This is a genomic window from Pseudoalteromonas sp. SWN166 (assembly GCF_015864485.1).
Lineage (GTDB): Bacteria > Pseudomonadota > Gammaproteobacteria > Enterobacterales > Alteromonadaceae > Pseudoalteromonas.
In genome coordinates, this window is record NZ_JADYXB010000016.1 from 42,738 (window position 1) to 69,189 (window position 26,452).

Sequence of the window (26,452 nt, forward strand, 5' to 3'; positions counted from 1 at the left end):
GATGTTGATTGCGTTTTTCTTCAAACTGCGTGAATACCGCTTACCTGTAAGCCTGCGCGAGCTACTCGATTTAATAAATGCCTTAAAAAAAGGCGTTATATTTGCCGACGTAGACGCCTTTTACCATTTAGCACGCACCATAATGGTAAAAGACGAAACCCACTTTGACCGATTTGACAAAGCCTTTAGCGACTATTTTAGTGGTATTGCTGACCTCGATTTACTCGAGAGCTTAAAGCAACAGCACAACTTACCTGAAGACTGGCTACGTAAAGAATTCGAAAAAAACCTAAGCGATGAAGAAAAAGCCCAACTTAAAGCTATGGGCGGACTCGACGAGCTTATGAAAACCCTAAAAGAGCGTTTAGAAGAGCAACAAAAACGCCACGCTGGCGGCAATAAATGGGTGGGCACTGGCGGTACATCACCTTTTGGTGCGTATGGCTACAACCCAGAAGGCGTGCGTATAGGGCAAGACGGTAACCGTAACCGCCAAGCGGTAAAAGTGTGGGATAAACGAGAATACAAAAACCTCGACACCGATCGCGAAATTGGCTCGCGTACTATTAAACTCGCCCTTAAAAAGCTGCGTAAATTTGCCCGCACTGGCGCAAGCGACACGCTAGATTTAAACGAGACTATTCGCGCTACTGCAAAACAGGGTGGCATGCTTGATGTAAAAATGGCACCTGAGCGTCACAATGCCGTAAAAATATTGATGCTGTTTGATATTGGCGGCTCAATGGATGACTACATTCATACCTGCGAAGAGCTATTTAGCGCCGCCCACAGCGAATTTAAACATTTAGAGTTTTACTACTTTCATAACTGCTTGTACGAGAACGTTTGGCAAGACAACGCGCGCCGCCATTCAAACGTAATAGACACCATGACGCTCATAAACAAGTTTACCAGCGACTACAAAGTAATATTTGTAGGCGATGCCACTATGGGCCCATACGAAATAGCCTACCCTGGCGGCTCGGTAGAGCACTATAACGAAGAGCCTGGCAGTGTATGGTTATCACGAATCACCAACCATTTTGATAAGGTAGCGTGGCTTAACCCACAACCCGTTGAACACTGGCCGTACTATCAATCAATTGGTTTTATAAAAGAGTTAATGAACAACCGTATGTATGCGCTGAGTTTAGATGGAATAAGTAGAGCGATAAAAGAGCTGAGTTAGTTTACGCAGCTTCATAAAAAAGTCTTTAAGCCGACTAGTCATGCAGTTCATCATAAGGAGGGTATTCGTAATGAAACAATTCTATTGTCTGAATTACGGTTGCTAAAAATCCAAATATTTTAAGTGCCATTGATTTATCAACAATTAAAGCAATATGCCTACCATGTTGTAACCAATGGCGGTTTACATCTGTGGGTTCTTCAAACTTCTGAAAATCCACAGGTTTAAAGTAGTAATCTAAAAGTCCACTTACAGATTTCAAGGAAGCACTTAATTCTAAACCAAATTCTAGGGACTTGAACTTATCTTTAATTACTCTTTGGTTATAGCGCACTCTCTCTTTAGCATTAGGGATGTCATCTTCATAATCGAATTGTGATAATGCAGACTCTATTAATGTAAAAGCTCCTGGTAAACAGGCTTCAAAAAAACCATTTTCATAAGCCTTAATAAGGCTTTTTAGTAAATTTAATTGAAAACCATAAAAAATACTTTGCTCTTTAAACACGTCAAAAATACCTGCTTCAAAACTATTAATGAAGCTGAGCAGCTCTTCATTTTTTAATAGTCCATTTTTATGATCTATGTATTTATATCTGTATCCAGAGAAAGAAACAGTTTGTAAAAAAGGTAATCCAAAGTCTCGACTCAAAATATTCACACTTTTAACTAGATCATCTTGGTCTTCACATTCAACATACTTTTGTGCACTTTTTATAGAGCTTTTTATACTTTCATAGTAATTTCGAACCTTCATCTCACTCATAAGCTTATTTCCTTTTAGTTGATGTGGGATAAATTAGGATATAGGAGCAGAACTAATTAAACAGAAAATAGGTGTTAGCTATATAGTTCAATGCTTTAGAATGACACAACAAAAACCTCGGTAATTTACCGCTCGTCAATTAGATGCTCTCCCCCTTTGTGCTTGATTTCCGAGCCCCCTTGCTGATGTATGCTGGATGTTTCTCGAATATTTGCTATTTCATCCGGTGAGATAGCAAGGTCGTTAATATCATTTACTGAATGAGTACGTAATGTAAGCTTTCCTTGTGAATGCGCTTTAGCATCACTAAGAGTTGTAGTTAATTCTGAAAATAAATCACGTTTGCTCATTACATCATCTCCTAAAACTCTTTATATTGCTTTTTTGTTCTTCTGTAAATGGTGAACGCATACAACTCAAAGCGCTTTACTCATAAACAAGCTGTACGGGTCTAGCTCATAATCACCAAACGGTTCGCATTTTTTAAAACCAAATTGAGCATAAAGCTTTTGTGCGGGTAAAAATGCCTCTGCGGTGCCGGTTTCTAGACTTAGCTTTTTATAACCACGCAGTGTGAATTGCTCAATTATATGGGTGAGCAATTTAGCTGCTATGCCTTGGCGTAAATAGCGGCTTGATGTGCGCATTGACTTAATTTCGCCATGCGTTGTATTTAGTGCTTTTAAAGCACCAACACCCGCTAAATTATTATCAATCCATAAGCTATAAAAGGTTATATTGGGCTGAGTAAGTTTAGTTACATCCAGTGCATGTACGCTCTCCGCAGGTGAGTGTTTTAGCATATCGTTATGATGCCCTTGTAGTAGCTTTATAACGTGTGGGTTTGAAAGTTCACCTGTTCTAATATCCATTTATACCTCGTTTAATCCTAGAATTTAATGCTTGAGGGCTTTAGGGCTTTAATTAAAACCCTAAAGTAAGGGGTTATATTTAGGCTGCTAGCTCCCACACTATAAACGCTACTGCAAAACCTACTAAATACACTAGTCCTAACCACGTTAAGCTACGTAATAACACGCTGTGTTTTATTGCTAAATCAAACTAGACATCCACCTTAATTAAACAAACAAAGCTATCTCAATTAAGATAGGTGTTGTCTTAATTTTTTTACCTCGCGAGTAGTAAAAAAAAACCAAAAACGCGGCTTAAAGCCGCGCCTACAAATATAACCCCAATCCTGTAGGCGCGAGTTTACCTCGCGAACATGCTTAATAAAACATACTTAACAACAAAATTTAGGGTGGGTGTTTTGTTGGTGTCTTGTTTATTTTTGTTTTATGAGCGACCTGATAAAAAGCGGATCGTTACCCAAATCAGAGGGCGAGTATTTTTTTGTTCGCACTACTGAATAACTTATTTACACGTGGTTTTCAATTGTGAGTAAGGGTAATCTTTACCAAATTGAACTTTTGATTAAAACCGTTATAATTCACGCACTTTTGATTAAAGCTGTTGTAATTCATCCATTATGAAAAATATTTTTATTGTTATTTCACTCATTTTAGCCGGTTTTTTTGGCTACAACTATTTCACTTCCAACTCGACAAAAGTTGTATTAGATAGCGCATCCGAAACTTCAACACAAAAACTTGCTAACAATTGGGATGATATCACTCTTCCAAAAGAGATTGAAAATCATTCAAATATTGAAGCTTGTGATACAACAGAGGCAAACATTTGTTTTGGCTCAGGAAGTATATTTTACAAAGAAACCAAAGATGTGACTGTAGCAAGCTTAGTATCAACTGCAGAAACATCGCGTTACGGTGTCCAGGTTAAAAAAACAGGTGAGCTGTTTGTGTTTTCTATAGAGAATGACATTTCTGACGACGAACTGGATTTTGGTAATATTGCTTGTTACAAATATGAGGGTAGTGAAGAAGGCTTTACCGAAACGCGTGAATTAAAATTAGATATTTACGGTACAAAAGTAACAGGGACAAAGTTAGGTTACTCCCAATCAGTTGAATACAGCGTTGGGTATGAAGGTATTGTTGAAGGAGTACTAAACAGCCTTGGAGGAAATACTGTAAATGCTATCACTACACTTACTATTGCAGATGGAGGGGAGATCCGCCAAGAAGAAATATACATTTTAGGTGAAAACTCAATGACTGAAATGCGATATCGTTTAGTCGATGATTTTAAAAATAGTATTTTACGTATCGATAAGAGTATAAAAAAATCCGCAGAAGGTCAGATTTTCCCTATTGAGTATAAATATAACAAAGTAGAGTGCCCGTTATAGGGCTTTGATCTTTAATTAGGCTGCCAACTTCCAAATTATAAAAGCTAAAGCAAAACCAACCAAGTACACTAAGCCTAACCACGTTAAGCTGCGTAGTAATACGCTGTGCTTAATAGCTGGCTCTGAGCGCACAAGGCTAAAGTTGAGCCATGCAAAAATAGGCGTTGTAACAAATGAAAGCGTCATCGCAAACGTAAGCATGGGGCCAAGGGCTGATTTAAAAAATAAAATAACCGCCATACCGGCAAGTGCTTGTAGTATTAGCCAAATATTTAAGCTGTGTTTTGATTGCTTAAAGCCAAGTAATTTATGCGATTCGTTTAAAGTACGCGCGTAACCATCTAGTACAGTTAATGTGGTGCCAAACATACATAAAAAAGCAATGGCTGATACAAGCGGCCTTGCCCACTCCCCTATTGTTAATGCGTACATATCAATAAGCTGCTTGGCAAACGCGACACCACCGAGTTCTATACTGCTGGTTTGCCCGTATTGCACTAATACACCTAAGCTAAAAAATACTAATGCTAAGCCAGCTGTAAGCCAGTAACCTACGTTAAAATCGAACAGGCCTTGGCTTTTAGTGACGGTTTGCTGCGCTTGTTTTTCTTTTAGCCATAAAGAACTTAATGCAGATATTTCGATAGGCGCTGGCATCCACCCCATTAAAGCCACCATAAAACTCAGCATTGCAAGTTCGTACGGTGAAGGACCAACGTAGTCAGCAGGTGCCATTGGACCGTTACTAAATGCTATAGCAAGAGCAATTAATGTTGCAAGTGTAAGCAGCCCCATAATGCCTTTGGCAACGTTATCGAGCGCTTTAAAGTGCCCAAGTAGTAATATAACTAAACATACCCCTAGCAGCATCCAACAAAGTAAGGTTACTTCAATAACAATAGGTAGAGCGTAATGCAGTAAGCTTGCGGTAAGCAGTAATACGCCGGCGGTATTAACAACGGCGGCTACAATGTTTAAACCAATAAAGCTATAAAAGTAAAACGGACCTTTACTTTTATACCCCTCTACTAGGCTATTTTTAGTAGCGAGAGTGTATTCCATACCAAAGCGAAAAAACGGGTACTTTAAAACATTAACAACGAGGATAAGCCAAAATAATTGCCAGCCAAATATTGCCCCAGCTTGTGTAGAGGCAACTAAGTGAGAACCTCCAATAGCGGCTGTTGCCATGAGAATCCCAGGGCCAAGCGCGTTCAGGCTTGATTTCCATTTCGATACTGCTTGGTTCATTTACTGCTCAAAAATAGTGTGTGTGAGCCTCTAACTTACAGAAATTACAGGCAATAAAAAAGAGCCAGGCGGCTCTTTTTTACAATACTTTGTGACTAATTTTTATTTAAGATCCATCTCTTGGATGATCTCGTGTGCGATTTCAGGTGTCGTGCTTACAGGCTTTTCGTGTAAGTTTGCTTTTATTTGCCCTTTTCGATGTTTTAGTGCCGCATCGAGTTTTTTAGCTGCGCTTGCAATAGCTGGGTACATAACTTCGTTTTCCCCTTTTACCGATATGCGCGTGCCTTCGTAATTTGTGCTAATTTCAGCTTGGATCTTATGATGCTCTTTAGACAAAATAATATCGAGCGCAATAAGCGATGGGAAATGGCTCTCGATTTTTGAAAATTTTTCGTTGATGTGCTCTCTAATAGAGTCAGTAACTTCAACATGGTGACCAGAAAGATTAATTTTCATAGGGTATCCTTTTATTTGTTACCTACAATTAGTATTGGGGGCTATTTAGATTAACACAAGGAAAAAAGAGAGATATTTGAGGGTTATTTACGGCTTTTGGTGATTTAAATCATGTGTTGCGCAAAGTTTATGCAAAGCCCACATTGCATGGGCTTTCAGACGTCTACTTAATTTAAGCTCTGATTGATTAATCTGTGTACGAACAACAGTAATCAGCAAAGTCAGATACTTTTACTTTAAAGCTTACGTTTGCATCTACATTAAACGATTCACCTGCATTAAATGTTTTCCATTCGCTCGCGCCTGGTAATAAAATATCCCATTGGCCAGCTAAAAGCTCCATGCATTCTTTTTGGTTTGTATCAAAAACAAACTCACCTGGTTGCATAAAGCCTAACGTTTTCGCTTCGCCATCACCTAAAATAACGGTACGGCTTGATACTTTTCCGTCAAAATATACATTGGCTTTTTTTACTACACTTACGTTATCGAACTTTGGCATTTTTAGCTCCTGCTATTAATTTAAGATTTTTATTTATAAATTTTATCGCACTACCTTGCCTGATAGGTAAATAGCTTGCAAGAGAAGCGTATTGAAAGTTACTCACTTAAAGTATTCAAAGCAGCCCTTTGGGTAATATTAAATAAATTAGAAGCTGCCTTCCCACGTGAGCAAACTCTTCGCCTACCACTCAAAATTATACCAACCTGCATAAATCTTTGATCAATTTAACGAATTAAATTGCACTATAACGTCGTTAAAAGTTTTTTATTTAGAACAACTAGATATAAAAACTTTTGCCTAGTTCTAGCGTAATTTTCTTAACGTTTAATAGACCCCATATATAAGCAGATTGGTATTAAACTCCCTGTAGACGCCCAGCTTGCTGGCGTTTTAAAGCAACGCTTTTACAGTTATTCAAACAAAAAAGCCCGCCCTGTTTTAAACAGAGCGGGCTTTTAAATATTAAAGCAATCGATTAAAAAAGCTCGTTTGCTTTGCTTACAATGTTTGCCACTGTAAAACCAAAGTGCTCAAACAGTTCGCCTGCAGGTGCTGACTCACCAAAGGTAGTCATACCTACTACTGCGCCGTTTAAACCAACGTACTTGTACCAGTAGTCAGCAATACCAGCTTCTACTGCTACGCGGCGTGAAACTGATGCCGGTAATACGCTTTCTTTGTATGCTGCGCTTTGCGTTTCAAAGGCATCAGTACAAGGCATAGATACAACACGTACCTTTTTACCTTGGCTGCGTAGTTCGCTTGCTGAATCTTGTGCTAGTTGCACTTCAGAGCCCGTCGCAATAAAGATAATCTCTGGATTGCCGTCACAGCTAAGGATGTAACCACCCTTTTTAACGTCACTTAATTGCTGTGCGTCACGCGCTTGTTGCTCAAGACCTTGGCGAGTAAAGATTAACGATGTAGGACCGTCTTTACGCTCAATAGCTTGTTGCCATGCAATTGCCGACTCAACTTGGTCACACGGGCGCCAGTTGTATAAGTTAGGCGTTAAACGCATGCTTGCAATTTGCTCTACTGGTTGGTGAGTTGGACCATCTTCACCTAAACCAATAGAATCGTGCGTGTATACAAAAATGCTTGGTTGCTTCATTAATGCAGCCATACGTACAGCATTTTTTGCGTATTCAACAAACATTAAAAACGTAGCACCGTAAGGAATAAAGCCTTTATGAAGGGCAATACCATTCATGATGGCCGACATACCAAACTCACGCACACCGTAGTAAATGTAGTTACCGCTTGCATCATCGCGTGTTAAACCTTTAGAGCCATCCCAAATTGTTAAGTTTGAGCCAGCTAAATCGGCTGAGCCACCCATAAATTCTGGTAATAACGGACCGAACGCATTTAATGCATTTTGCGATGCTTTACGAGACGCTGGGTTTGCTGGGTTTGCTTGTAATTGCTCAATATACGCTTGAGATTTTTCAGCCCAATCGCCAGGAAGTTCGTTGTTAATACGACGCTTGTATTCTGACGCTAGCTCTGGGTATGCTTTTGCGTATGCTGCAAATTTTTCGTCCCAGCTTGATTCAAGCTGTTGGCCTTTTTCTTTGCTATCCCATTGTGCGTAAATATCATCAGGAATTTCGAACGCATCGCCAGTCCAACCTAAAAATTCGCGAGACGCTTTAATTTCGTCATCACCCAGTGGAGCACCATGACAATCGTGGCTACCTGATTTATTAGGTGAGCCGTAACCAATAATTGTTTTACAACAAATTAGTGATGGCTTGTCGGTAACGCTCTTAGCCTCTGCAATTGCAGCACTTACAGCATCGCTGTCGTGGCCATCAACACCACTAATTACATGCCAGCCGTATGCTTTAAAGCGCGCTGGTGTATCATCGGTAAACCAACCTTCTACTTCACCATCGATTGAAATGCCGTTGTCATCCCAAAACGCAACAAGTTTACCAAGGCCTAATGTGCCAGCAAGTGAACCTGCTTCATGTGAAATACCTTCCATTAGGCAACCGTCGCCCATAAATGCATAGGTAAAGTGATCAACAATATCGTGACCTTCACGGTTAAACTGTGCAGCAAGTGCTTTTTCAGCAATTGCCATACCTACTGCATTTGTGATCCCTTGACCTAATGGACCCGTAGTAGTTTCGATTCCTGGTGCATAGCCATACTCAGGGTGACCTGGTGTTTTAGAATGCATTTGACGGAAGTTTTTAATTTCGTCTAGCGGTAAGTCGTAACCACTTAGGTGCAATAGAGAATATATAAGCATTGAACCGTGGCCGTTTGAAAGAATAAATCTGTCACGGTCAGCCCACTCTGGATTCGTTGGGTTATGTTTTAGATAATCGCGCCATAATACTTCTGCGATATCAGCCATGCCCATAGGGGCTCCAGGGTGACCAGATTTGGCCTTTTGTACTGCGTCCATTGACAAGACGCGAATAGCATTTGCAAGTTCTTTGCGAGATGGCATGAATTCTCCTACCTTTATGTGTATTTGCGCGGGTATTTATGTGTTTGTTTATGCACCCAAGTAACTTGGGTTCGTTTATACCGACCATTCTTACTTATTGTGGGGGCGGTGTGCAATTAAAAACCCTATAAAAGTGAGGCATTATGAATATTTTTTAAGACCAAAAAGTTATTAGTAATTTTATTTAGACGTCTAGGCGTAAAAACACTATGCAAGGTGTTTTGTTTTCGATAAAATACGCCCCTTAATTTTTTAGCGCTAATACCGACGTTTGTGAAGCGCAATATTTGTGAGCAGAATTACAATGGCAAAACATTTATTTACTTCTGAATCAGTTTCTGAAGGTCATCCGGATAAAATCGCCGATCAAATCTCTGATGCGGTACTTGATGCTATCCTAGAGCAAGACTCTCATGCCCGTGTTGCATGCGAAACTTACGTAAAAACCGGTATGGTTATGGTTGGTGGTGAAATCACTACTAGCGCATGGGTTGATATCGAAGAAATTACACGTAAAACAATTCGTGACATTGGCTACACAAATTCAGACATGGGTTTCGATGCGGACTCGTGTGCTATTTTAAACACTATTGGTAAACAGTCTCCTGACATTAACCAAGGTGTTGACCGTACTAGCCCAGAAGAGCAAGGCGCTGGCGACCAAGGCTTAATGTTTGGTTATGCATGTAACGAAACAGAAGTACTAATGCCTGCTCCAATTACTTACTCGCACCGTTTAGTTCAACGCCAAGCTGAGGTTCGTAAAAGCGGCGAGCTTAACTGGTTACGTCCAGATGCAAAATCTCAAGTTACTTTTGCATACGAAAACGGCAAACCAGTAGGTATTGATGCTGTAGTACTTTCTACTCAGCACAGCGAAGATATTTCACAAAAAGATTTAGTAGAAGCGGTGATGGAAACAATCATCAAGCCGGTACTTCCTGCAGAGCTTATTACAAGCGCGACTAAGTTTTTCATTAACCCAACGGGTCGCTTTGTAATTGGCGGACCAATGGGCGATTGTGGTTTAACTGGTCGTAAAATCATTGTAGATACATACGGTGGTATGGCTCGTCACGGTGGTGGTGCTTTCTCTGGTAAAGATCCATCAAAAGTTGACCGTAGTGCTGCATACGCTGCACGTTACGTAGCTAAAAATGTAGTGGCTGCTGGCCTTGCTGATAAGTGTGAGCTACAAGTTTCTTACGCAATTGGTGTTGCAGAGCCAACTTCTATCAGCGTTGAAACGTTTGGTACAAGCAAGCTAGAAGAAAGCCGTTTAATCGAGCTTATTCGTGAACACTTTGACCTACGCCCTTACGGCTTAATTCAAATGCTTGATTTAGAGCGCCCTATCTACCTTCCTACAGCGGCTTACGGCCACTTTGGTCGTGAAGAGTTCCCATGGGAACGTACAGATAAAGCAGACGCACTTCGCGCAGCTGCTGGCCTTTAAGCCAAAATTGTTGTAGTAAATTAAAAACGGCCCTTTTAAGGGCCGTTTTTACATCTAAAACTTATTCGCTATATTGTTTGTAGAGCGCCGACAAAATAACTATTAAATCGACCTCGAATTCTTTTGTACTTTAGGTATATACTCATTTCATTATAAAAGCTTTAGGGACAGTTAAATGGCCGATAACTTTCGTGTTATATTTTCAGGACTTGCCGATAACGTTGACATAAAAACAGCGTGCGCAAACTTAGCTGCAAAATTAAAAACGTCAGATGAAAAAGTAGCTCTTTTTTTTAAAGGTAAGCCACTGTTTGCACCAAGCGATAAAGACAAAGCGTTAAAACAGGCTAAATTACTAGCAAGCTTAGGCATTAAAAGTAAGCTTCAAGCTGTTTCAAACATCATTCAAAATGGCTCAAACCCTGCTGCAAATAACAACCAACGTGATGAACGTATTTTTGATGCACTCGATTACATCACTAGCAGCTTAATTCGCCTTGAAGAAAAACTAGATGAGTTAGAGCAACGTCTTCCTGAAACTCAATTAAAAGCACCAGACGAAAATATTGACGAATGGCAAGATGACGACCTAATGCTAGATGATGACTTAGCAACACCTAAAAAACGTAGCAACTTACTTTTGTATTCACTAATTGCTACTGCCACAACGTTGCTAATAGTGTTGGCTATTTTTTTAGTTTTTCCTGATTTATTCTCTTTTTAGTAGCGGTTTAATAATTTAATGAGCAATAAGCGCGCACAAATAAGAACTGATATTCGTGAAATTCGTAATAACTTGTCAAATAATCAGCAAGTAATTGCTGCTCAATCGCTAAAAATGAATTTTATTCAACATCTAAAAAGCGAAAAAACAACAAATTCAAAGCATATTGCCATTTATTTAAGTAACGATGGAGAACTAGACACCTCATTGTTAATTAAAGAATTATGGAGTTTAAAGCATGCTATTCACCTACCTATAATACACCCATTTAATGGCGCTAATTTACTATTTCAGCGCTATGAGAAAAACTCACCCATGAGAGCAAATCGCTATGGTATCTTGGAGCCTAAGCTGAACTGCTCTCAAATATGCCCATTACCAGCGCTTGATTACCTCCTTATGCCATTAGTTGCATTTGACAAACAAGGTAATCGCCTAGGAATGGGAGGTGGGTTTTACGACAGAACATTGGCACGTTTACACGAACAAAATTGGCAAAAACCGCAACTAATTGGCCTTGCACATGAATGCCAAAAAGTTGAAACTTTACCAATAGAATCGTGGGATGTACCACTTAAAACCATTATCACCCCAGATAAAACATACAGTTGGTAACATTTAAATTTAGTTACTAACCGCATATTTCTGACATATATGAGCACAAAGCAATGACACAAGACGAATTAAAAAAAGCAGCTGCTTGGGCAGCACTCGAGTTTGTAAAAGAAAACACCATTGTAGGCGTAGGTACAGGCTCTACTGTTAACCATTTTATTGATGCTCTTGGCTCAGTAAAAGACACTATTGTAGGCGCGGTATCTAGCTCAGAAGCTTCAACTGCGCGACTACAAGCGTTAGGTATTGAAGTATTTGAGCTTAATAATGTTGCTGCTTTAGATGTATACGTTGATGGCGCTGACGAAATAAACGCTCAGAACGAAATGATTAAAGGTGGCGGTGCAGCCCTTACTCGCGAAAAAATAGTAGCTGCTGTTGCTAAGCAATTTGTGTGTATTGTTGATAACACCAAATTAGTAGATACATTAGGCGATTTTCCGCTTCCGGTAGAAGTTATTCCGATGGCGCGCAGCTACGTTGCACGAGAATTATTAAAACTTGGTGGTGACCCTGTTTATCGCCAAGGTGTTGTTACCGATAACGGTAACGTTATATTAGATGTATTTAACTTAAAAATTACCAATGCTAAACAACTTGAAGCACAAATAAATTCAATTGTTGGCGTAGTTACCAACGGCCTATTTGCGATGCGTGGTGCTGATAAAGTGATTATCGGTACTAAAAATGGGCCACAAATTAAATAGGATGAGGTTATGAGTAAGGTATCGTTAGCAAAAGACAAGATTAAAATTCTCTTGCTTGAAGGTGTTCACCAAAGCGCTGTTGAAACGCTAAAACGTAACGGCTATAGCAATATCGACTACGTTAAAACATCCTTACCTGAGGACGAGCTAAAAGAGCGCATTAAAGATGTTCACTTTGTAGGGCTTCGTTCTCGTACTCATATTAACCAAGCCGTACTAGACTCAGCTGAAAAGCTAGTTGCTGTAGGTTGTTTTTGTATTGGTACAAACCAAGTTGATTTAGATGCAGCACGCGAACGCGGTATTGCTGTATTTAACGCTCCATTTTCTAATACTCGTTCAGTTGCTGAACTTGTACTTGGTGAAATCCTACTTTTATTACGCGGTATTCCAGAGCGTAATGCAGCGGCTCATCGTGGTGGCTGGTTAAAAACAGCAAATGGTTCGTTTGAAGCACGTGGTAAAACTTTAGGTATTATTGGCTACGGTCACATTGGTACTCAGCTAGGCATTATGGCTGAAAACATCGGTATGAACGTTGAATATTACGATATCGAAGATAAGTTATCACTGGGTAATGCAAAGCAAGTGCACAACCTAACTCAGCTGTTACAACGCTCTGATATTATTAGCTTACACGTACCAGAAACACCGCAAACTAAAAACCTAATAGGTAGCGCAGAACTTACTGTTATGAAGCAGGGATCTATTTTGATCAATGCTTCACGCGGAACTGTTGTTGATATTGATGCACTTGCAGAAGCACTAACAGAGAAAAAACTAAGTGGTGCAGCAATCGATGTATTCCCTACTGAGCCAAAATCTAACGATGAAGAATTTGTATCGCCACTGCGCCAATTCGACAATGTTATTTTAACACCGCACATTGGTGGATCAACACAAGAAGCACAAGAAAACATAGGTATTGAAGTAGCGGGTAAACTGGCTAAATATTCAGATAATGGCTCAACTATTACTGCGGTTAACTTCCCTGAAGTATCGCTGCCTGAGCTTGCTAATCGTAGCCGTTTATTACACGTACACCACAACCGCCCTGGTGTACTAACGCAAATTAACCAAGCGTTTGCACAGCACGGTATTAATATTGCTGCGCAATACCTGCAAACAGACGCATCTATTGGTTATGTAGTTATTGATGTAGATACAGATCAATCTGAGGTAGCACTTAAAGAACTAAGCGCTGTTGAGGGTACAATTAGAGCACGTATTTTACATTAATAAATACTTTTTATATTAAAAAGGGTCACTTCAAAGTGACCCTTTTTTGTATTTAGATTACATATACTTTCTTAAGTATTTTTTGAATACCGGATCTGTTGCAGCCAACTCTTTTTGCTCAGCTAATATCTCTTTTAAAATAGCGCCTGAGGTAAGCGGGTTTGCAAGTACCACTCTAAATACAACTGTAGGTTGATTGTCGTATTTAGAAGGCGTTAAACGAGTACGTGATACAAATGAGCGACCAGACTCTCGCTGACGTTTTTGCATACTGGCAGTAAAGCGATTCAGAGAGGCAAAAATATCTAACCGGGTTGCAGCATCTGCATCGGCTATTGCTTGTTTAATTTGCTTAGGGACATAACGATACGTTAATAAGCACAACTCAGGTTCTGAAATAAGCTCAAAGTCTTCATCAGCTTTGATTATGTCAGCAAAGTAATGCGCTTTTTTGATGCTTCGATCAATCAGCATTTCGTAACCTTTACGGCCAATAACACGTAAGCAAGCATGTACTAACATTGCCATACCTGGTCGGCTACCTTCAAGTGTGTGGCTACCTAAGTCTTTTGAACCTTTACGCAGTATGTACTCAGCATGATGCTCTATTGCATCGGTTGCTGCAGGGTCTTTAAATAAAACTAAACCCGCGCCCATTGGTACATACATTTGCTTATGTGCATCGATGGTAATTGAATCTGCTCGCTCAATTCCTTTGAGTAAAGGGCGATGCGTGTTTGATAAAAGCGTTGCTCCGCCCCATGCAGCATCTACATGAAAATGACAGTTAATGTCTTGTGCTAAGTCGGCCATTTCATCAAGTGGGTCAATATTGCCGGTTTCGGTTGTACCCGCGACCCCAATAATTGCCATTACTTTAATACCTTGCGATTCAAGCTCACGTGCTTTTTCGCGCATAGCTCCTACATCAACTTTATTATTTTCGCAGGTTTTAATACCAATTAAGTTATCGCGACCAATGCCCAGTAAATCAACCGATTTACCTAAAGAGTAATGTCCGCGTTCTGATATTAATACGGCTAAACCTTTATAGCCATAATGCAGCATACCGGCAATTAGACCTTGTGCACCAATCCCCCTAAAATCGCCATCGGGCTTTAATAAGCGGTTTCGCGCAATCCAAAGCGCAGTAATATTGGCAACCGTACCACCAGAGCAAAATGCACCTAATGAGGTTTTAGCACTGTGCATCCATTTAGAATAAAACGCATCTTCTTGCCCGTACGCTAAATGATGCATCATTCCAAGCACTTGACGCTCAAGAGGCGTAAATGCTTTAGATGTTTCTATTTTTACTAAATTTTGATTCAGTCCTACCATCAATTTTGACAGCGGTAGTAAAAAATGTGGTAAGGCTGAGGTCATGTGACCAATAAAGCTAGGCGCAGCTGTATGCACAGAATGAGCAACAAGTTGCTCCATTATGTCTTGGGCATAAGCAGATACAAACGTTGGATCTTCTGGGATCACTGCCGATTGAAAATCTTTTTCGATCTCATGTAATGGTTTTTCAATTGCCGCTATATTTTCGTTTAAGAAACCTGCTAAATTACTCGAAATTTCAAGCTCGATTTTGCTTAAAGTTGAGTCTGGCGCTTCAGGTACAGTAAATATACGCTTAAGGCTTTCTTTAGAGGCGACGGCACAACGCTTTTGATCCATCTCAATACCTAGTGTGTGTAGCTAAAACACGTGCTTACTCATTAAAAACGCCTAATGAATAGGATATTTAGAGCAATCGTGTTTCTTTAAAAATTGCGCTAACTTTACTGCAATATAACTAAAATGTCTCGCTTAAACCTACAAAAGCACTCAAAGCGATGACAAAAAAATGATAATTTAATTAAAATTCGACTAAACATAATTATTTATTGGGCATTTACTTATTTTGGGTATAATAAATTTGATAACAAAAAAGGGACACATATGCCAGAAGGAAGAGTAAAGGTTAGTTGGATAGTGGCAGGCTTTAGCTTGTTTTTAATAAGCTTGCTTACCTATGTTTACTACACTTACCAAACCACGCGTGCCGAAATAATGCACTCTGTTGATAATCGCTTACTTAACGCCGCCACCAGCGTTAAACATATTTTAGGTGAGGATTATTTAAGTGCTGTTAATCAAGGCGATAATATAAGCTTTTCTTACTATCAAAATAAAAGTAAGCAACTGTCTGAGTTTGCTCAAGCACTTGATATTGCCTACGTATATTCAATGATTTTAAAAGACGGTAAGGTTCTTTTTAGCTCATCAAGCTACACGCAAGACGATCAAAATAATGGCAAAGTAACACAATTTTTAGATCTCTACCCTGAAGCCACCGATGCCAACCTAAGTGCTTTTTATTCAACAGAGCCTGTATTTGAAATATCGAGCGATCAGTGGGGTCATTTTAAAACTATTTTTATTCCTTACGTTGACCCAAATAACGGCAATACCTATTTAACGGGCGCCGATATAACTATTTACAACTTAAACCAACAACTTAAAGAAAGCGTATCGAAGGCTGCTGCAATGGCTAGCTTCTTCTTTTTTATCGCGATACTCGTTGCCGCCATATACATTTATTTACTAAAGCGCTCTTTAGCAACTGACTCAAGTACTGGCTTTTCAAATCATATCGCGCTTGAATACTACATTAAAAAAAGTAATGCCCATCACATGCAATTAGCCGTTATTTGGGTTAATGAAATAGAAGATATAAACAGCTTTTATGGTACTGAAGTGGGCGACAAGGTAATGAAAAACTTACTTACTCACTTTAAGCTTAGAAGCTCTACACATTGCTATATATACAGATTAGCAACCAACAAAATAGTATTGCTCGCGCCTAAAGAAATGGGTAATGACGAATTTACTGACCTAGTAAAAACTTATAACTTTAATACGCCAGTGTTAACCGACCCTTTTATTTATATAACCCTTTGTGCAGGTATTGCCAGTGGTAATAAATCGCTATTACTCGAAAACGCGCATATAGCGGCCCTACAGGCTAAGCAAGGTAGACACAACGTCGTTAACTACTCAAAAGCACTACACGATGTAAAAACACAATATCAATACAATGTAGAAATGGCTAAAGAAGTACGTGAAGCGTTTGATAACAACCGTATTGTGCCTTACTTTCAACCTATTATTGATACTAATACCAATAAAGTTGTTCAGTACGAATGTTTAGCTCGAATGGTAACAGCGCAAGGGGAAGTGTTAAAACCTGATGCATTTTTAAATGTAGTGACTCGCTCAAGAATGGACGGCTTACTTACCCGCACTATATTTTCACAATGTGTTAGCCGCTTTAGAAAAACCGACATTTGCTGGAGCTTAAATATAACAGCACAAGATATGCTTGATCCTAATTTGAGCGAGTTTATTGCTGATGAACTTAAACGTTACCCGCACCCAAGCAACATCACGTTAGAGCTTTTAGAAACCCAAGCTATTGCCAACTTTTCTGAAGTAAAAGCATTCATTGGTATGGTTAAAACAAAAGGCGTGAAGGTTATTATTGATGACTTTGGTAGTGGTTACTCAAATATATCAAATGTACTTAAGCTAGAAGTGGATGGTATTAAACTTGATGGCGCGCTAATAAAGCAAATAGTGAATGACAAAGACATTTACTTGTTTATTGAACACATAGCCAGTTTTGCTAATCAGCTTGGTTTGCAACTAATGGCCGAGTCGGTAGAAAATGCGACCATAGTAACCGCGCTTAAAAAAGCGAATGTGGTACTAATGCAAGGCAACTATTTTGCCCACCCAGTACCACATGTTAATACGGTTATAGAAGAAGAGTTAGCACTTTGACTTACTTTAGCGAGGTAAGTTAATAACGAGTCGGTGGCTTTGCTGGCCACTGGCCCAGTATTTACGCTCAAAAGGCGTAATTGCATCGTCTGACTCATAAAGAGTTACATCGCAAGGGTTGCCAGTTAATTCAAGCGCCCTTGCGAACTCTTTCACGTAAATATCCCAATTGCTGCGCACTTCTAATTGCCCACCTAATTTAACGATAAACGGAAAAATAGCAGCTCCATGCCAGCGCCTACGAATATGCTTAGATTTAGGCCACGGGTTTGGATACAACAAATAATGGTGCGTAGGTTGCCAATTAGCAGCAACCGCTAAGCGCCAAAAGTCGTTTAAGTCTGCTTGAACTAAGATGTACTGCCCACTGTCGGTTTGCTTATACTCAACATCGTGCTTATCTAATCGATGCGACGATTTATCAATACCTATAACAAGGGCATCTGGATGGCGCTTAGCTAAGTTAGCTGAGCTTTCACCCACGCCACAGCACGAGTCTAAAATAAGCGGGCCATTAAAGGCGTGTACTTTAGCATTAACCTCGTCAAACGCAGCTTGAGTATGCGCTGCAATTGGCTTTTTAAACTCAGCATCTAAGTGCTTATTTACTATTTCATCAAGCTTTTCGTGAATACCCGCTTGATTAGATACAATACTACGTGAATTTGCATCACTCATTAGTGTCTTAGCCCCACACCTTTTTTAATCAATGTAAGCGCTAATGTAAATAACGCTGTTATAAATACTAAAATAACCCCAAGAGCCACGCTTAAATCAACATCCGACACACCTAAAAATCCATAACGGAATGCGTTAACCATATAAATAATTGGGTTTACTTGTGATACATTTTGCCAAAATTCAGGCAATAGGGTAATTGAATAAAATACACCGCCTAAGTAAGTTAATGGCGTTAAAATGAAGGTGGGGATAATGCTTATATCGTCAAAGCTATTTGCATAAATCGCATTAATTAAGCCACCTAAAGCAAACACAGCTGAGGTTAAAATAACCGTCGCCATAATTACAAAAATATTGTGAATTTGAATATCAACAAATAATAACGACACACAGGTAACTATAAAGCCCACCATAATACCGCGCGTCATACCGCCACCCATATAACCCAGTACAATTATGTAGTTAGGTACAGGAGCAACTAAAAGCTCTTCAATGCTTTTTTGAAACTTTGTTGAGTAAAAACTGGAGGCTACATTGGAATAAGAGTTAGTAATAACCGACATCATTATAAGGCCAGGTACAATAAACTCCATATAACTAAAGCCACCCATATCGCCAATTCGTGAACCAATTAAGTTACCAAAAATAACAAAATATAAGCTCATCGTAATTGCTGGCGGTACTAAGGTTTGCACCCAAATACGTAAGAAACGAATACATTCTTTAATCCATAAACTTTTTAAGGCTACGCCATATTTAAACATTTATTCGCCCCGCCCTTGCTCTAATAATCCTACAAATAATTCTTCTAGTCTGTTTGCTTTATTTCGCATGCTCAATACTGTATTACCTTGAGTTGTTAATGCGCTAAATACCGCGTTTAAGCCCTGTGATTTAGCTACTTCGACTTCAATTGTATGATCGTCCGCCATGGTAAATTTGTAGCCATCAAGCGTTACAGGATTTGCTGGCATTTTTAAATCTAAAATAAAGGTTTCTTTATCAAGCTTTGCAAGCAGTGCTTTAATGGTCGTGTTTTCAACAATTCGACCAGAATCAATAATAGCGATGTTTTTACACAGCAGCTCTGCTTCTTCAAGATAATGCGTGGTTAAAATAATGGTAACGCCTTGCTCATTTATTTGGCGTAAAAAGTCCCACATTGAACGACGAAGTTCTATGTCTACCCCTGCCGTTGGCTCATCAAGTATAAGCAACTTGGGTTCGTGCATAAGGGCACGCGCAATCATTAATCGGCGTTTCATACCGCCTGAAAGCGTACGCGCTTGTTTGTCTTTTTTCTCTAATAAGCCAAGCTGCGCTAAGTATTTATCAGCACGTTTATGCGCTTCACCACGCGGTACACCATAATAACCAGCTTGATTAACAAGTATTTGGCTAAGCGTTTCAAACTGACTAAAGTTAAACTCTTGTGGCACTAAGCCTAAATGCGCTTTTGCAGCTTCTAAATCAGTATCAATATCGCAACCGAATACTTCTACTTTGCCTTTTGTTTTATTAACAAGCGACGAAATAACACCAATCGTGGTTGATTTACCGGCTCCATTTGGACCAAGCAAAGCGAAAAAATCACCTTCATGAACTTGTAAATCAACGCCCTTAATAGCCTCAACACCATTTTTATAAACCTTGGTAAGGCCTTCTATATTTAAAGCAATATTTTGCTTATTCATTACTTACCCTCACCATAACCCCAACGTTTTGTTAGGTTATGTTCAATGTTTAAATGATCTAAAATTCTCGCCACCATAAAATCAACTAAGTCTTCAATACTTTGTGGCTTATGATAAAAACCAGGGGCTGCTGGCATAATTGTCACCCCTAAACGAGATAACTTAAGCATGTTTTCTAAATGAATTTCGTTAAACGGTGTTTCGCGCGGCACTAAAATTAACTGCCCGCGTTCTTTAATTACCACATCAGCAGCACGCTCTAATAAATTATCTGACGCCCCTACTGCAATTGCAGAAACCGACCCAGCACTGCATGGACATACCACCATTTTTTTAGGTGCAGCAGAGCCCGAAGCCACAGGGCTAAACCAGTTATCTTTACCGTATACTTTTAGCTGCTCAGGTTTGGCATTAAACAGCGTACTTAACTGCTCAGTGGCTTTATCTTCGTTACCAGAGAGCTTAATGTTTGATTCTGTATCAAGCACCACTCGCGCTGCACTTGAGATTAGTACGTAAACCTGAAATTGCTGCTCAAGCAATACTTCAAGTAACCTTAAACCATAAGGCGCACCTGATGCACCGCTAAAAGCGAGCGTAATTCTATCTTTAAATTGCACACTATTCTCCGCTGTATTTATCAGCTAAACCATCAACAAGGTGTTGATGAAGGCCATTAAAACCGCCATTGCTCATAATTAAAATATGTTGATTAGGCTTAATATTTTCAAGCACTGTATCAATAATTGTTCGTGTGCAGCTAAAGCACTGCATGCCCGCTTTATCTGCTTGCTCTTTTAGCGACCAATTTAGATTCTCTGGTTCAAAAAATAGTACGTCGTCAGCATCACGCAGTGAATCTAATAATGTATATTGGTGTACACCCATTTTCATGGTGTTGGAGCGCGGCTCTAAAATAGCGATAATTTTTTCATCGCCTACTTTTGCGCGCAGTCCTGCAAGCGTAGTTTTAATTGCTGTTGGGTGATGCGCAAAATCGTCATACACCTTAATATTATTTATATCAGCTTTTAGCTCCATACGCCTTTTAGGGCTAATAAATTCTCCTAAGGCATCAATACTATGATCAATGGCTATACCCACATGGCGCGCTGCTGCAATAGTCATAATTGCATTTTTAACGTTATGCTCTCCAAATGCTTGCCAGCGAACTGTGCCTTGCTTTTCGTTATTTAAAAGTACATTAAACTCACTACCATCGGCTTTTATTAATTCATAGCTCCAATCATCACCGAGTGTTTCGCTTTCGCTCCAAAGCCCTTGTGCTATTACGTCATTAAGCGCTACGTCTTGCTTTGGCCAAATTACTTTGCCGCTTTGAGGTAATGTACGCATTAAGTGATGAAATTGTTTTTTTATTGCGTTTAAATCTTCAAAAATATCAGCATGATCAAATTCAAGATTATTTAAAATAAGTGTACGCGGAAGGTAATGCACAAACTTACTGCGCTTATCAAAAAATGCAGTGTCGTATTCATCTGCTTCAATAACAAAAAATGGCGTTTCACCTACTTTGGCCGATACACCAAAATTTTGAACAACGCCGCCAATTAAAAAACCAGGCTTTAAACCCGCATATTCTAAAACCCATGCAAGCATACTCGCAGTGGTCGTTTTTCCATGGGTACCCGCTACAGCAAGTACCCATGAGTTTTGTAATAAATTATGTTTAAGCCATTCAGGGCCTGAAGTATAAGGCAAGCCTTTATCAAGCACATACTCAACACATGAGTTACCACGGCTCATTGCATTACCAATAACTACCATATCTGGCTTTGGCTCTAATTGAGATACGTTGTAGCCTTGAGTCAGTTCAATGCCAAGCTCTTCAAGTTGCGTACTCATTGGTGGGTAAACGTTTTGATCAGAACCCGTTACTTTATGACCCAATGATTTAGCAATGGCTGCAATGCCACCCATAAACGTGCCACAAATGCCCAAAATATGTATATGCATATACTTTCCTTAAATCGTATGCTCACTTTACAGCTATGCAAAGTTTAATGGCGCTATAATGCCAAAATTCGTGCTTAGTTACTATGTACGTCTGCACAATTCACTCGTGCCAAAAACACGTTAATTAGTTTTTTAAACGCTAAAAACTTTAAAATAGGCAAGTTCACTTACCTTGTATTTCTTTTAATCAATTATTATCAATGTTATAAACCAGCTTGCTGTATAACTTTAAAACTTAAAAAGGACTTAATATGAAAAAACTATTCTTTATAGCCTGTATTTTACTTAGTCAAAAAAGCTTTGCTTTGGAATTTGCTAAGTACCCAATAGAACTAAGTTCGGGCGAAGGCGTTAATGTTGTTATTGCCCCAACAACAGATAAAAAACAAGCTTTAGTAAAAGTAACAGGCATAAACCATGATATTGATGGGATTGTATTTTTAACCGATTTAAAACCTCATGGTAGTAATAAAGCGTACAAATATACTTACGATGGTACACAAAGAAGTTTAGTAAGTGTTGAAGAAGGCTACCGCTGTTGCTCTTACAACCTTTATATTCCAGACACTCGTGATGGTACTTACTTATCAAAAAAAGAAGAGTCGAATCCTGCTATTGTTGAAGATTTAAAAGCGCAATACGAGCAACAATTAAGTAAAGGCACTCAAGCTAAACTTGCAAAGTTTAATCGTGAAAAGCATTTAGGGTATCAGCAAAAAAATATAGCTGCCGCTAATAGCGAAATAGATAAGCAATGCGGGTTAAAAATAAATACCAATGTTGATTGGGAAAACATTGATGATGAAAACCTAAAAGAGTATGCAGTAGGTTCATTTTGTGCACAAGTAGCAAACGAAATGGCAAGCATGTGTGAAAACGACCAAAGCTTTAAAAATGACATAGCGCAGTTCAATGCTATCGAATGTAAATTTACTAATGAGCTAAAGCTACGCAAAAATGGCAATACGCTTATATTTAAAACAGCACCAAAGGCCGCCAACCAACGCCGCTTTATTGAAGCTTATTTATTAAATTTATAAGCTAAGTTTAAAACCAAAAAAAAGCACCTAAAGGTGCTTTTTTTGGTTTTACTAATTAAGTTTGTTTATAGCGTTAAAAATACAATCAAACCGACACCGAGTAATAAACGATATATTACAAATGGCAACATACCCATTCGCTCTATTACTTTTAAAAACATAAATATACATGCATAAGCCGATAAGAACGATAACACCACACCAAGTAATAATGTATTCCAATCAACTACATGGTCACCCAGTGCAAGCTCTGCAATATAATAAAGCCCCATCATAGAGATGATAGGAATGGCTAATAAAAATGAGAAACGCGCTGCGCTTTGTTTATTCATACCTAGCATTAAACCAGCAGTCATTGTGATACCTGATCGAGAAGTACCCGGGATCATTGCAACAGCTTGTGCAAAGCCAATAATAAGTGCCGTTTTCCAATTGAGCTGGTAAATAGTTTTAATTTGCTTACCTTTTGCATCCGCGTACCAAAGCAATAAACCGAACACAATAGTGGTAGTAGCAATGACCCAAGCGCTTCGCAAATACAACTCAATAAAGTCTTTTAAAAGTAATCCTAAAATAGCAGCAGGCACTGTACCGAGTATAATCCACCAGCCTAATTTACTGTCATCGGTAGTGCCTTGCTTACCAAATGATTTAAACCATGCACTGAGTATGTCGACGACCTCTTTACGAAAATAAATAACAACGGCAATTAAAGTACCAACATGTACTGCTACGTCAAACGCAAGCCCTTGATCTTCCCAGCCTAAAATTTGCGATGGGAGAATTAAATGCGCAGAACTAGATATTGGTAAAAACTCAGTAAATCCCTGTATGAGGGCTAAAATAATTATTTCGATGATACTCATGGGTTAGAAAACTCCACCTTCCATAGCTTTTGTTGAGGGTTATTATATTCATTCCATAACTGCGCAATCGTTTGTTTAGCTACAGGATGATAGAAATCTGGGGCAACCTCGCTAAGAGGTTGTAATACAAATGCGTTTTTAGTTATTTCATCTCGTGGTAGTTGCGCAGGGGAATCGCAAATTACATCATCATAAAATAGTAAATCTAAATCGAGCGTTCGTGGACTAAATTTTTTGTCGCTTGCATTACGACCATTATCGCGCTCTATTTGCTTTAATAAAGCGCATACATCAACCAATGGCATATCCGTTGATGCACCAACCACTGAATTATAAAAATTATTGCCAGCAAACCCAACTGCTTCACTTTCAAAAACAGACGAGTGTACAATATGTTCAAAGTGCTGCTTAAGTGCAATTAATGCACATTGTATATAATGCGCTTTATTTATATTTGACCCTAGGCTGATATAAATTTTAGCCATTTAGCCAGTTGCCTTAACACGTGTAATTTCAACACCTACAGTTTGCGCTTGTGCTACTGCTGCTGGTTTACTTACTCTTATAGTAACTTGTAGCGTATTAAACTCGCTTAAAATAATATGCGCTAATTGTTCAACTAAAGTTTCTAGCAACTCTACAGGTTTTAAAGTGCAGTGCTCAATAACTCGCTCACTTACTTTTGAGTAATCGAGTGCTAAATTAATATCGTCATTTTCGGCTGCAGGCTTAATATCGCTGAGCATTTCAATATCAAAATAAAGGCTCTGTTTACTTTCTTTTTCAAAGTCGTACACTCCAATGATGGTGTCGACGTGCAATTGAGATATAAAAACCTTATCCATTGATACTCCAAATAACAACAAACTACTAAGCAACTATACAAAGCATTAATAAAATTAATACTGTATATGGTTTAGCCAGTGTTTAAATATGTGAAAATAACTTCTACAATAGCAAAATAACCAAACTAGCTATTAAATAGCCTGTTAATAATTTTCACGATAAATTTTGCTGCCAATAATAGCTTAAAAGTACTATCAATTGGTATAGCAATTAAAAAATAAGGAAGCGTGTGTTAGCCACTTTAATGTTTGTTTTAGCTTATTTACTTGGGTCGATTTCGTCGGCTATTTTAGTGTCGCGGTTGTTCAAACTCCCCGACCCTCGTAATAGCGGTTCTAACAACCCAGGCGCTACAAATGTTTATAGATTAGGCGGAGCATTTCCGGCTTGCTTGGTTTTAGTGTTTGATATTTTAAAAGGGACTATTCCGGTTTGGGGCGCTTATTTTTTAGAAGTTGAACCTTTAGAGCTAGGTTTAGTCGCTGTAGCGGCTTGCCTAGGCCATATGTATCCACTCTTTTTTAGCTTTAAAGGCGGTAAAGCTGTAGCAACTGCATTTGGATCGTTATTACCTATTGGCTTATCGTTAGCAGGTTTGCTTGTATGCACTTGGCTCGTTGTTGTAGCAATAACACGCTATTCATCACTTGCAGCGCTTGTAGCTGTATCCTTAGCGCCTTTATATACATGGCTGATAAAACCACTTTATACACTTCCTGTTGCTTTTATTACGCTGTTAATTATATTTCGTCATCGTACTAATGTTATTAGACTATTTAGTGGGGACGAACCAAAAGTGGGCGCTAAAAAAGCACCCACTGATGAAAACAAAAATCTTTAAAATATGAGCAGTTAAATCGGCTCAAGGCTATCTATTGGCCAGCGAGGTTTTGTTTTCATATCAAGACTTGCAAACTGACCTGCTTTTAAACGTTGCATTCCTGTATAAGCAATCATTGCACCGTTGTCGGTACAAAATTCAGTACGCGGATAAAAGACTTCACCTTTCATACCTTTCATTACGCGTTCAAGCTGTAAACGTAGTTGTGTATTTGCACTTACGCCACCGGCGATTACTAAACGCTTAATACCGGTTTGTTTAAGCGCTCGCTTGCACTTAATAACCAGCGTATCAATAACTGCAGTTTGAAATGCATGCGCTATATCAGCTTTAGTTTGCTCATCATCGTCGTTTTCACGAATAGTGATTGATGCCGCAGTTTTTAAACCACTAAAACTAAAATCAAGGCCCGGTTTATCAGTCATCGGGCGAGGAAAAATAAAGCGCTTCGCAACGCCTTGTTCGGCCATTTTAGCTAAGCGCGGACCTCCAGGGTAATCAAGACCAAGTAACTTAGCCGTTTTATCAAAGGCTTCGCCTGCGGCATCATCAACTGACTCGCCCAATACTTCGTATTGGCCAATACCCGCGACTTTAACCATCATGGTATGACCGCCCGATACAAGTAGTGCTATAAACGGAAACTCAGGGATGTTTTCTTCAAGCATGGGAGCAAGTAAATGCCCTTCCATATGATGAACTGCAACAGCAGGAATATCCCAACCATACGCTAACGAGCGACCAATAGACGTGCCTACCAATAGCGCGCCAACTAAACCTGGGCCTGCAGTATAAGCAATGCCATCTAAATCTTCGGGGCCACAACCTGCTTGTGCAAAAGCAGCATCTATAAGCGGCAGCGTTTTACGAACATGATCGCGTGATGCAAGCTCTGGCACTACACCGCCATAATCAGCGTGTACTTTTACTTGGCTGTATAATTGATGAGCTAACAAGCCTTTTTCGTCATCGTATATTGCAATGCCCGTTTCATCGCATGACGATTCAATGCCTAAAATTCGCACAGTA

27 protein-coding genes are annotated in these 26,452 nt (G+C 39.2%); 10 read left to right on the forward strand and 17 right to left on the reverse strand.

Annotated features, from left to right (window positions below):
- The first annotated feature begins 1 nt into the window (after nucleotide 1).
- The gene (locus I6F49_RS11360; RefSeq protein WP_197180525.1) at nucleotides 2-1,189 is read left to right on the forward strand and encodes a vWA domain-containing protein; all 1,188 of its coding nucleotides are present in this window, start codon (nucleotides 2-4) and stop codon (nucleotides 1,187-1,189) included.
- 34 nt (nucleotides 1,190-1,223) lie between these two features.
- On the opposite strand, the gene I6F49_RS11365 is transcribed toward I6F49_RS11360, so the two are convergent.
- From I6F49_RS11365 to I6F49_RS11375, 3 genes are all read right to left on the reverse strand, one after another.
- Entirely contained in the window at nucleotides 1,224-1,955 is a 732-nt protein-coding gene (locus tag I6F49_RS11365) for a hypothetical protein (RefSeq protein WP_166420179.1), read from the reverse strand.
- 125 nt (nucleotides 1,956-2,080) lie between these two features.
- Nucleotides 2,081-2,305 (reverse strand): hypothetical protein, encoded by a 225-nt coding sequence (locus tag I6F49_RS11370; RefSeq protein WP_231615083.1) that lies wholly within the window; start codon nucleotides 2,303-2,305, stop codon nucleotides 2,081-2,083.
- A 66-nt stretch (nucleotides 2,306-2,371) separates the two neighbouring features.
- Nucleotides 2,372-2,827, reverse strand: coding sequence for a GNAT family N-acetyltransferase (locus tag I6F49_RS11375; protein ID WP_166377786.1), 456 nt, complete (start codon nucleotides 2,825-2,827; stop codon nucleotides 2,372-2,374).
- A gap of 617 nt (nucleotides 2,828-3,444) precedes the next feature.
- Between I6F49_RS11375 and I6F49_RS11380 the strand changes: the two genes are divergently transcribed.
- Complete coding sequence (locus I6F49_RS11380) at nucleotides 3,445-4,224, forward strand: hypothetical protein (protein WP_197180527.1); 780 nt, start codon at nucleotides 3,445-3,447, stop codon at nucleotides 4,222-4,224.
- Nucleotides 4,225-4,239: 15 nt separating this feature from the next.
- Here I6F49_RS11380 and I6F49_RS11385 read toward each other — a convergent pair whose 3' ends face one another.
- The 4 genes from I6F49_RS11385 to tkt form a co-directional block, all read right to left on the reverse strand.
- Nucleotides 4,240-5,415, reverse strand: coding sequence for an NRAMP family divalent metal transporter (locus tag I6F49_RS11385; protein ID WP_197160841.1), 1,176 nt, complete (start codon nucleotides 5,413-5,415; stop codon nucleotides 4,240-4,242).
- A 162-nt stretch (nucleotides 5,416-5,577) separates the two neighbouring features.
- Nucleotides 5,578-5,934, reverse strand: a complete 357-nt coding sequence (gene hpf / locus I6F49_RS11390) for a ribosome hibernation-promoting factor, HPF/YfiA family (protein WP_007376058.1) — start codon at nucleotides 5,932-5,934, stop codon at nucleotides 5,578-5,580.
- 187 nt (nucleotides 5,935-6,121) lie between these two features.
- Complete coding sequence (gene ppnP, locus I6F49_RS11395; protein ID WP_002958974.1) at nucleotides 6,122-6,436, reverse strand: pyrimidine/purine nucleoside phosphorylase; 315 nt, start codon at nucleotides 6,434-6,436, stop codon at nucleotides 6,122-6,124.
- Between the two features lie 478 nt (nucleotides 6,437-6,914).
- The gene (gene tkt, locus I6F49_RS11400; protein ID WP_197180529.1) at nucleotides 6,915-8,906 is read right to left on the reverse strand and encodes a transketolase; all 1,992 of its coding nucleotides are present in this window, start codon (nucleotides 8,904-8,906) and stop codon (nucleotides 6,915-6,917) included.
- Between the two features lie 304 nt (nucleotides 8,907-9,210).
- Between tkt and metK the strand changes: the two genes are divergently transcribed.
- From metK to serA, 5 genes are all read left to right on the forward strand, one after another.
- Nucleotides 9,211-10,362, forward strand: coding sequence for a methionine adenosyltransferase (gene metK, locus I6F49_RS11405; protein ID WP_166420951.1), 1,152 nt, complete (start codon nucleotides 9,211-9,213; stop codon nucleotides 10,360-10,362).
- 175 nt (nucleotides 10,363-10,537) lie between these two features.
- A complete protein-coding gene (locus I6F49_RS11410) occupies nucleotides 10,538-11,086 on the forward strand; it encodes a hypothetical protein (protein WP_197180531.1) in 549 nt (182 codons plus the stop codon).
- Nucleotides 11,087-11,104: 18 nt separating this feature from the next.
- On the forward strand, nucleotides 11,105-11,701 hold the full coding sequence (locus I6F49_RS11415; RefSeq protein WP_166420953.1) for a 5-formyltetrahydrofolate cyclo-ligase: 597 nt from the start codon (nucleotides 11,105-11,107) through the stop codon (nucleotides 11,699-11,701).
- A gap of 53 nt (nucleotides 11,702-11,754) precedes the next feature.
- Complete coding sequence (gene rpiA / locus I6F49_RS11420; RefSeq protein ID WP_197180532.1) at nucleotides 11,755-12,408, forward strand: ribose-5-phosphate isomerase RpiA; 654 nt, start codon at nucleotides 11,755-11,757, stop codon at nucleotides 12,406-12,408.
- A gap of 9 nt (nucleotides 12,409-12,417) precedes the next feature.
- A complete protein-coding gene (serA, locus tag I6F49_RS11425; protein ID WP_197180534.1) occupies nucleotides 12,418-13,647 on the forward strand; it encodes a phosphoglycerate dehydrogenase in 1,230 nt (409 codons plus the stop codon).
- A 57-nt stretch (nucleotides 13,648-13,704) separates the two neighbouring features.
- Here serA and panP read toward each other — a convergent pair whose 3' ends face one another.
- The gene (gene panP, locus I6F49_RS11430; RefSeq protein WP_197180536.1) at nucleotides 13,705-15,330 is read right to left on the reverse strand and encodes a pyridoxal-dependent aspartate 1-decarboxylase PanP; all 1,626 of its coding nucleotides are present in this window, start codon (nucleotides 15,328-15,330) and stop codon (nucleotides 13,705-13,707) included.
- A gap of 264 nt (nucleotides 15,331-15,594) precedes the next feature.
- Between panP and I6F49_RS11435 the strand changes: the two genes are divergently transcribed.
- A complete protein-coding gene (locus tag I6F49_RS11435) occupies nucleotides 15,595-17,478 on the forward strand; it encodes a bifunctional diguanylate cyclase/phosphodiesterase (protein WP_197180538.1) in 1,884 nt (627 codons plus the stop codon).
- 6 nt (nucleotides 17,479-17,484) lie between these two features.
- Here the strand turns inward: I6F49_RS11435 and trmB are convergent, their stop codons facing one another.
- From trmB to mpl, 5 genes are read right to left on the reverse strand one after another with little or no spacing between them, the layout of a single operon-like run.
- Nucleotides 17,485-18,156 carry a tRNA (guanine(46)-N(7))-methyltransferase TrmB gene (trmB, locus tag I6F49_RS11440; protein ID WP_197176742.1) on the reverse strand — a complete coding sequence of 224 codons (672 nt, stop codon included), beginning with the start codon at nucleotides 18,154-18,156 and terminating at the stop codon, nucleotides 17,485-17,487.
- Nucleotides 18,156-18,923: an ABC transporter permease gene (locus tag I6F49_RS11445; protein ID WP_165739646.1), complete on the reverse strand. Its 768-nt coding sequence runs from the start codon at nucleotides 18,921-18,923 to the stop codon at nucleotides 18,156-18,158. The genes trmB and I6F49_RS11445 overlap by 1 nt, the downstream gene beginning before the upstream one ends.
- Nucleotides 18,924-19,853: an ABC transporter ATP-binding protein gene (locus I6F49_RS11450; RefSeq protein ID WP_197180540.1), complete on the reverse strand. Its 930-nt coding sequence runs from the start codon at nucleotides 19,851-19,853 to the stop codon at nucleotides 18,924-18,926.
- The gene (locus I6F49_RS11455) at nucleotides 19,853-20,473 is read right to left on the reverse strand and encodes a flavin prenyltransferase UbiX (RefSeq protein WP_002961027.1); all 621 of its coding nucleotides are present in this window, start codon (nucleotides 20,471-20,473) and stop codon (nucleotides 19,853-19,855) included. Before I6F49_RS11455 ends, I6F49_RS11450 begins: the two co-directional genes overlap by 1 nt.
- Before the next feature lies 1 nt (nucleotide 20,474).
- Nucleotides 20,475-21,830, reverse strand: coding sequence for a UDP-N-acetylmuramate:L-alanyl-gamma-D-glutamyl-meso-diaminopimelate ligase (mpl, locus tag I6F49_RS11460; RefSeq protein ID WP_197180542.1), 1,356 nt, complete (start codon nucleotides 21,828-21,830; stop codon nucleotides 20,475-20,477).
- A gap of 251 nt (nucleotides 21,831-22,081) precedes the next feature.
- Between mpl and I6F49_RS11465 the strand changes: the two genes are divergently transcribed.
- Nucleotides 22,082-22,870, forward strand: coding sequence for a hypothetical protein (locus I6F49_RS11465; RefSeq protein ID WP_166420959.1), 789 nt, complete (start codon nucleotides 22,082-22,084; stop codon nucleotides 22,868-22,870).
- A 65-nt stretch (nucleotides 22,871-22,935) separates the two neighbouring features.
- On the opposite strand, the gene I6F49_RS11470 is transcribed toward I6F49_RS11465, so the two are convergent.
- The 3 genes from I6F49_RS11470 to folB are packed head-to-tail and all read right to left on the reverse strand — an operon-like array spanning nucleotide 22,936 to nucleotide 24,581.
- Nucleotides 22,936-23,736 carry an undecaprenyl-diphosphate phosphatase gene (locus I6F49_RS11470; RefSeq protein ID WP_007584742.1) on the reverse strand — a complete coding sequence of 267 codons (801 nt, stop codon included), beginning with the start codon at nucleotides 23,734-23,736 and terminating at the stop codon, nucleotides 22,936-22,938.
- On the reverse strand, nucleotides 23,733-24,221 hold the full coding sequence (gene folK, locus I6F49_RS11475) for a 2-amino-4-hydroxy-6-hydroxymethyldihydropteridine diphosphokinase (protein ID WP_166420960.1): 489 nt from the start codon (nucleotides 24,219-24,221) through the stop codon (nucleotides 23,733-23,735). Before folK ends, I6F49_RS11470 begins: the two co-directional genes overlap by 4 nt.
- Nucleotides 24,222-24,581, reverse strand: coding sequence for a dihydroneopterin aldolase (folB, locus tag I6F49_RS11480; RefSeq protein WP_197180544.1), 360 nt, complete (start codon nucleotides 24,579-24,581; stop codon nucleotides 24,222-24,224).
- Between the two features lie 230 nt (nucleotides 24,582-24,811).
- Between folB and plsY the strand changes: the two genes are divergently transcribed.
- Nucleotides 24,812-25,423, forward strand: coding sequence for a glycerol-3-phosphate 1-O-acyltransferase PlsY (plsY, locus tag I6F49_RS11485; protein WP_197180546.1), 612 nt, complete (start codon nucleotides 24,812-24,814; stop codon nucleotides 25,421-25,423).
- 11 nt (nucleotides 25,424-25,434) lie between these two features.
- Here the strand turns inward: plsY and tsaD are convergent, their stop codons facing one another.
- A complete protein-coding gene (gene tsaD, locus I6F49_RS11490; RefSeq protein ID WP_197180548.1) occupies nucleotides 25,435-26,448 on the reverse strand; it encodes a tRNA (adenosine(37)-N6)-threonylcarbamoyltransferase complex transferase subunit TsaD in 1,014 nt (337 codons plus the stop codon).
- Nucleotides 26,449-26,452 lie beyond the last annotated feature (4 nt).

What these genes read in the sequence shown, in the direction of transcription:
- trmB (WP_197176742.1), bottom strand. Translation starts at nt 18,156, where the DNA reads ATGAGTGATGCAAATTCACGTAGTATTGTATCTAATCAAGCGGGTATT.
- I6F49_RS11370 (WP_231615083.1), bottom strand. Translation starts at nt 2,305, where the DNA reads ATGAGCAAACGTGATTTATTTTCAGAATTAACTACAACTCTTAGTGAT.
- folB (WP_197180544.1), bottom strand. Translation starts at nt 24,581, where the DNA reads ATGGATAAGGTTTTTATATCTCAATTGCACGTCGACACCATCATTGGA.
- I6F49_RS11435 (WP_197180538.1), top strand. Translation starts at nt 15,595, where the DNA reads ATGCCAGAAGGAAGAGTAAAGGTTAGTTGGATAGTGGCAGGCTTTAGC.
- metK (WP_166420951.1), top strand. Translation starts at nt 9,211, where the DNA reads ATGGCAAAACATTTATTTACTTCTGAATCAGTTTCTGAAGGTCATCCG.
- panP (WP_197180536.1), bottom strand. Translation starts at nt 15,330, where the DNA reads ATGGATCAAAAGCGTTGTGCCGTCGCCTCTAAAGAAAGCCTTAAGCGT.
- mpl (WP_197180542.1), bottom strand. Translation starts at nt 21,830, where the DNA reads ATGCATATACATATTTTGGGCATTTGTGGCACGTTTATGGGTGGCATT.
- tkt (WP_197180529.1), bottom strand. Translation starts at nt 8,906, where the DNA reads ATGCCATCTCGCAAAGAACTTGCAAATGCTATTCGCGTCTTGTCAATG.
- I6F49_RS11365 (WP_166420179.1), bottom strand. Translation starts at nt 1,955, where the DNA reads ATGAGTGAGATGAAGGTTCGAAATTACTATGAAAGTATAAAAAGCTCT.
- I6F49_RS11450 (WP_197180540.1), bottom strand. Translation starts at nt 19,853, where the DNA reads ATGAATAAGCAAAATATTGCTTTAAATATAGAAGGCCTTACCAAGGTT.
- I6F49_RS11410 (WP_197180531.1), top strand. Translation starts at nt 10,538, where the DNA reads ATGGCCGATAACTTTCGTGTTATATTTTCAGGACTTGCCGATAACGTT.
- ppnP (WP_002958974.1), bottom strand. Translation starts at nt 6,436, where the DNA reads ATGCCAAAGTTCGATAACGTAAGTGTAGTAAAAAAAGCCAATGTATAT.
- I6F49_RS11360 (WP_197180525.1), top strand. Translation starts at nt 2, where the DNA reads ATGTTGATTGCGTTTTTCTTCAAACTGCGTGAATACCGCTTACCTGTA.
- rpiA (WP_197180532.1), top strand. Translation starts at nt 11,755, where the DNA reads ATGACACAAGACGAATTAAAAAAAGCAGCTGCTTGGGCAGCACTCGAG.
- folK (WP_166420960.1), bottom strand. Translation starts at nt 24,221, where the DNA reads ATGGCTAAAATTTATATCAGCCTAGGGTCAAATATAAATAAAGCGCAT.
- I6F49_RS11380 (WP_197180527.1), top strand. Translation starts at nt 3,445, where the DNA reads ATGAAAAATATTTTTATTGTTATTTCACTCATTTTAGCCGGTTTTTTT.
- I6F49_RS11445 (WP_165739646.1), bottom strand. Translation starts at nt 18,923, where the DNA reads ATGTTTAAATATGGCGTAGCCTTAAAAAGTTTATGGATTAAAGAATGT.
- I6F49_RS11415 (WP_166420953.1), top strand. Translation starts at nt 11,105, where the DNA reads ATGAGCAATAAGCGCGCACAAATAAGAACTGATATTCGTGAAATTCGT.
- I6F49_RS11375 (WP_166377786.1), bottom strand. Translation starts at nt 2,827, where the DNA reads ATGGATATTAGAACAGGTGAACTTTCAAACCCACACGTTATAAAGCTA.
- hpf (WP_007376058.1), bottom strand. Translation starts at nt 5,934, where the DNA reads ATGAAAATTAATCTTTCTGGTCACCATGTTGAAGTTACTGACTCTATT.
- I6F49_RS11465 (WP_166420959.1), top strand. Translation starts at nt 22,082, where the DNA reads ATGAAAAAACTATTCTTTATAGCCTGTATTTTACTTAGTCAAAAAAGC.
- serA (WP_197180534.1), top strand. Translation starts at nt 12,418, where the DNA reads ATGAGTAAGGTATCGTTAGCAAAAGACAAGATTAAAATTCTCTTGCTT.
- I6F49_RS11470 (WP_007584742.1), bottom strand. Translation starts at nt 23,736, where the DNA reads ATGAGTATCATCGAAATAATTATTTTAGCCCTCATACAGGGATTTACT.
- I6F49_RS11385 (WP_197160841.1), bottom strand. Translation starts at nt 5,415, where the DNA reads ATGGCAACAGCCGCTATTGGAGGTTCTCACTTAGTTGCCTCTACACAA.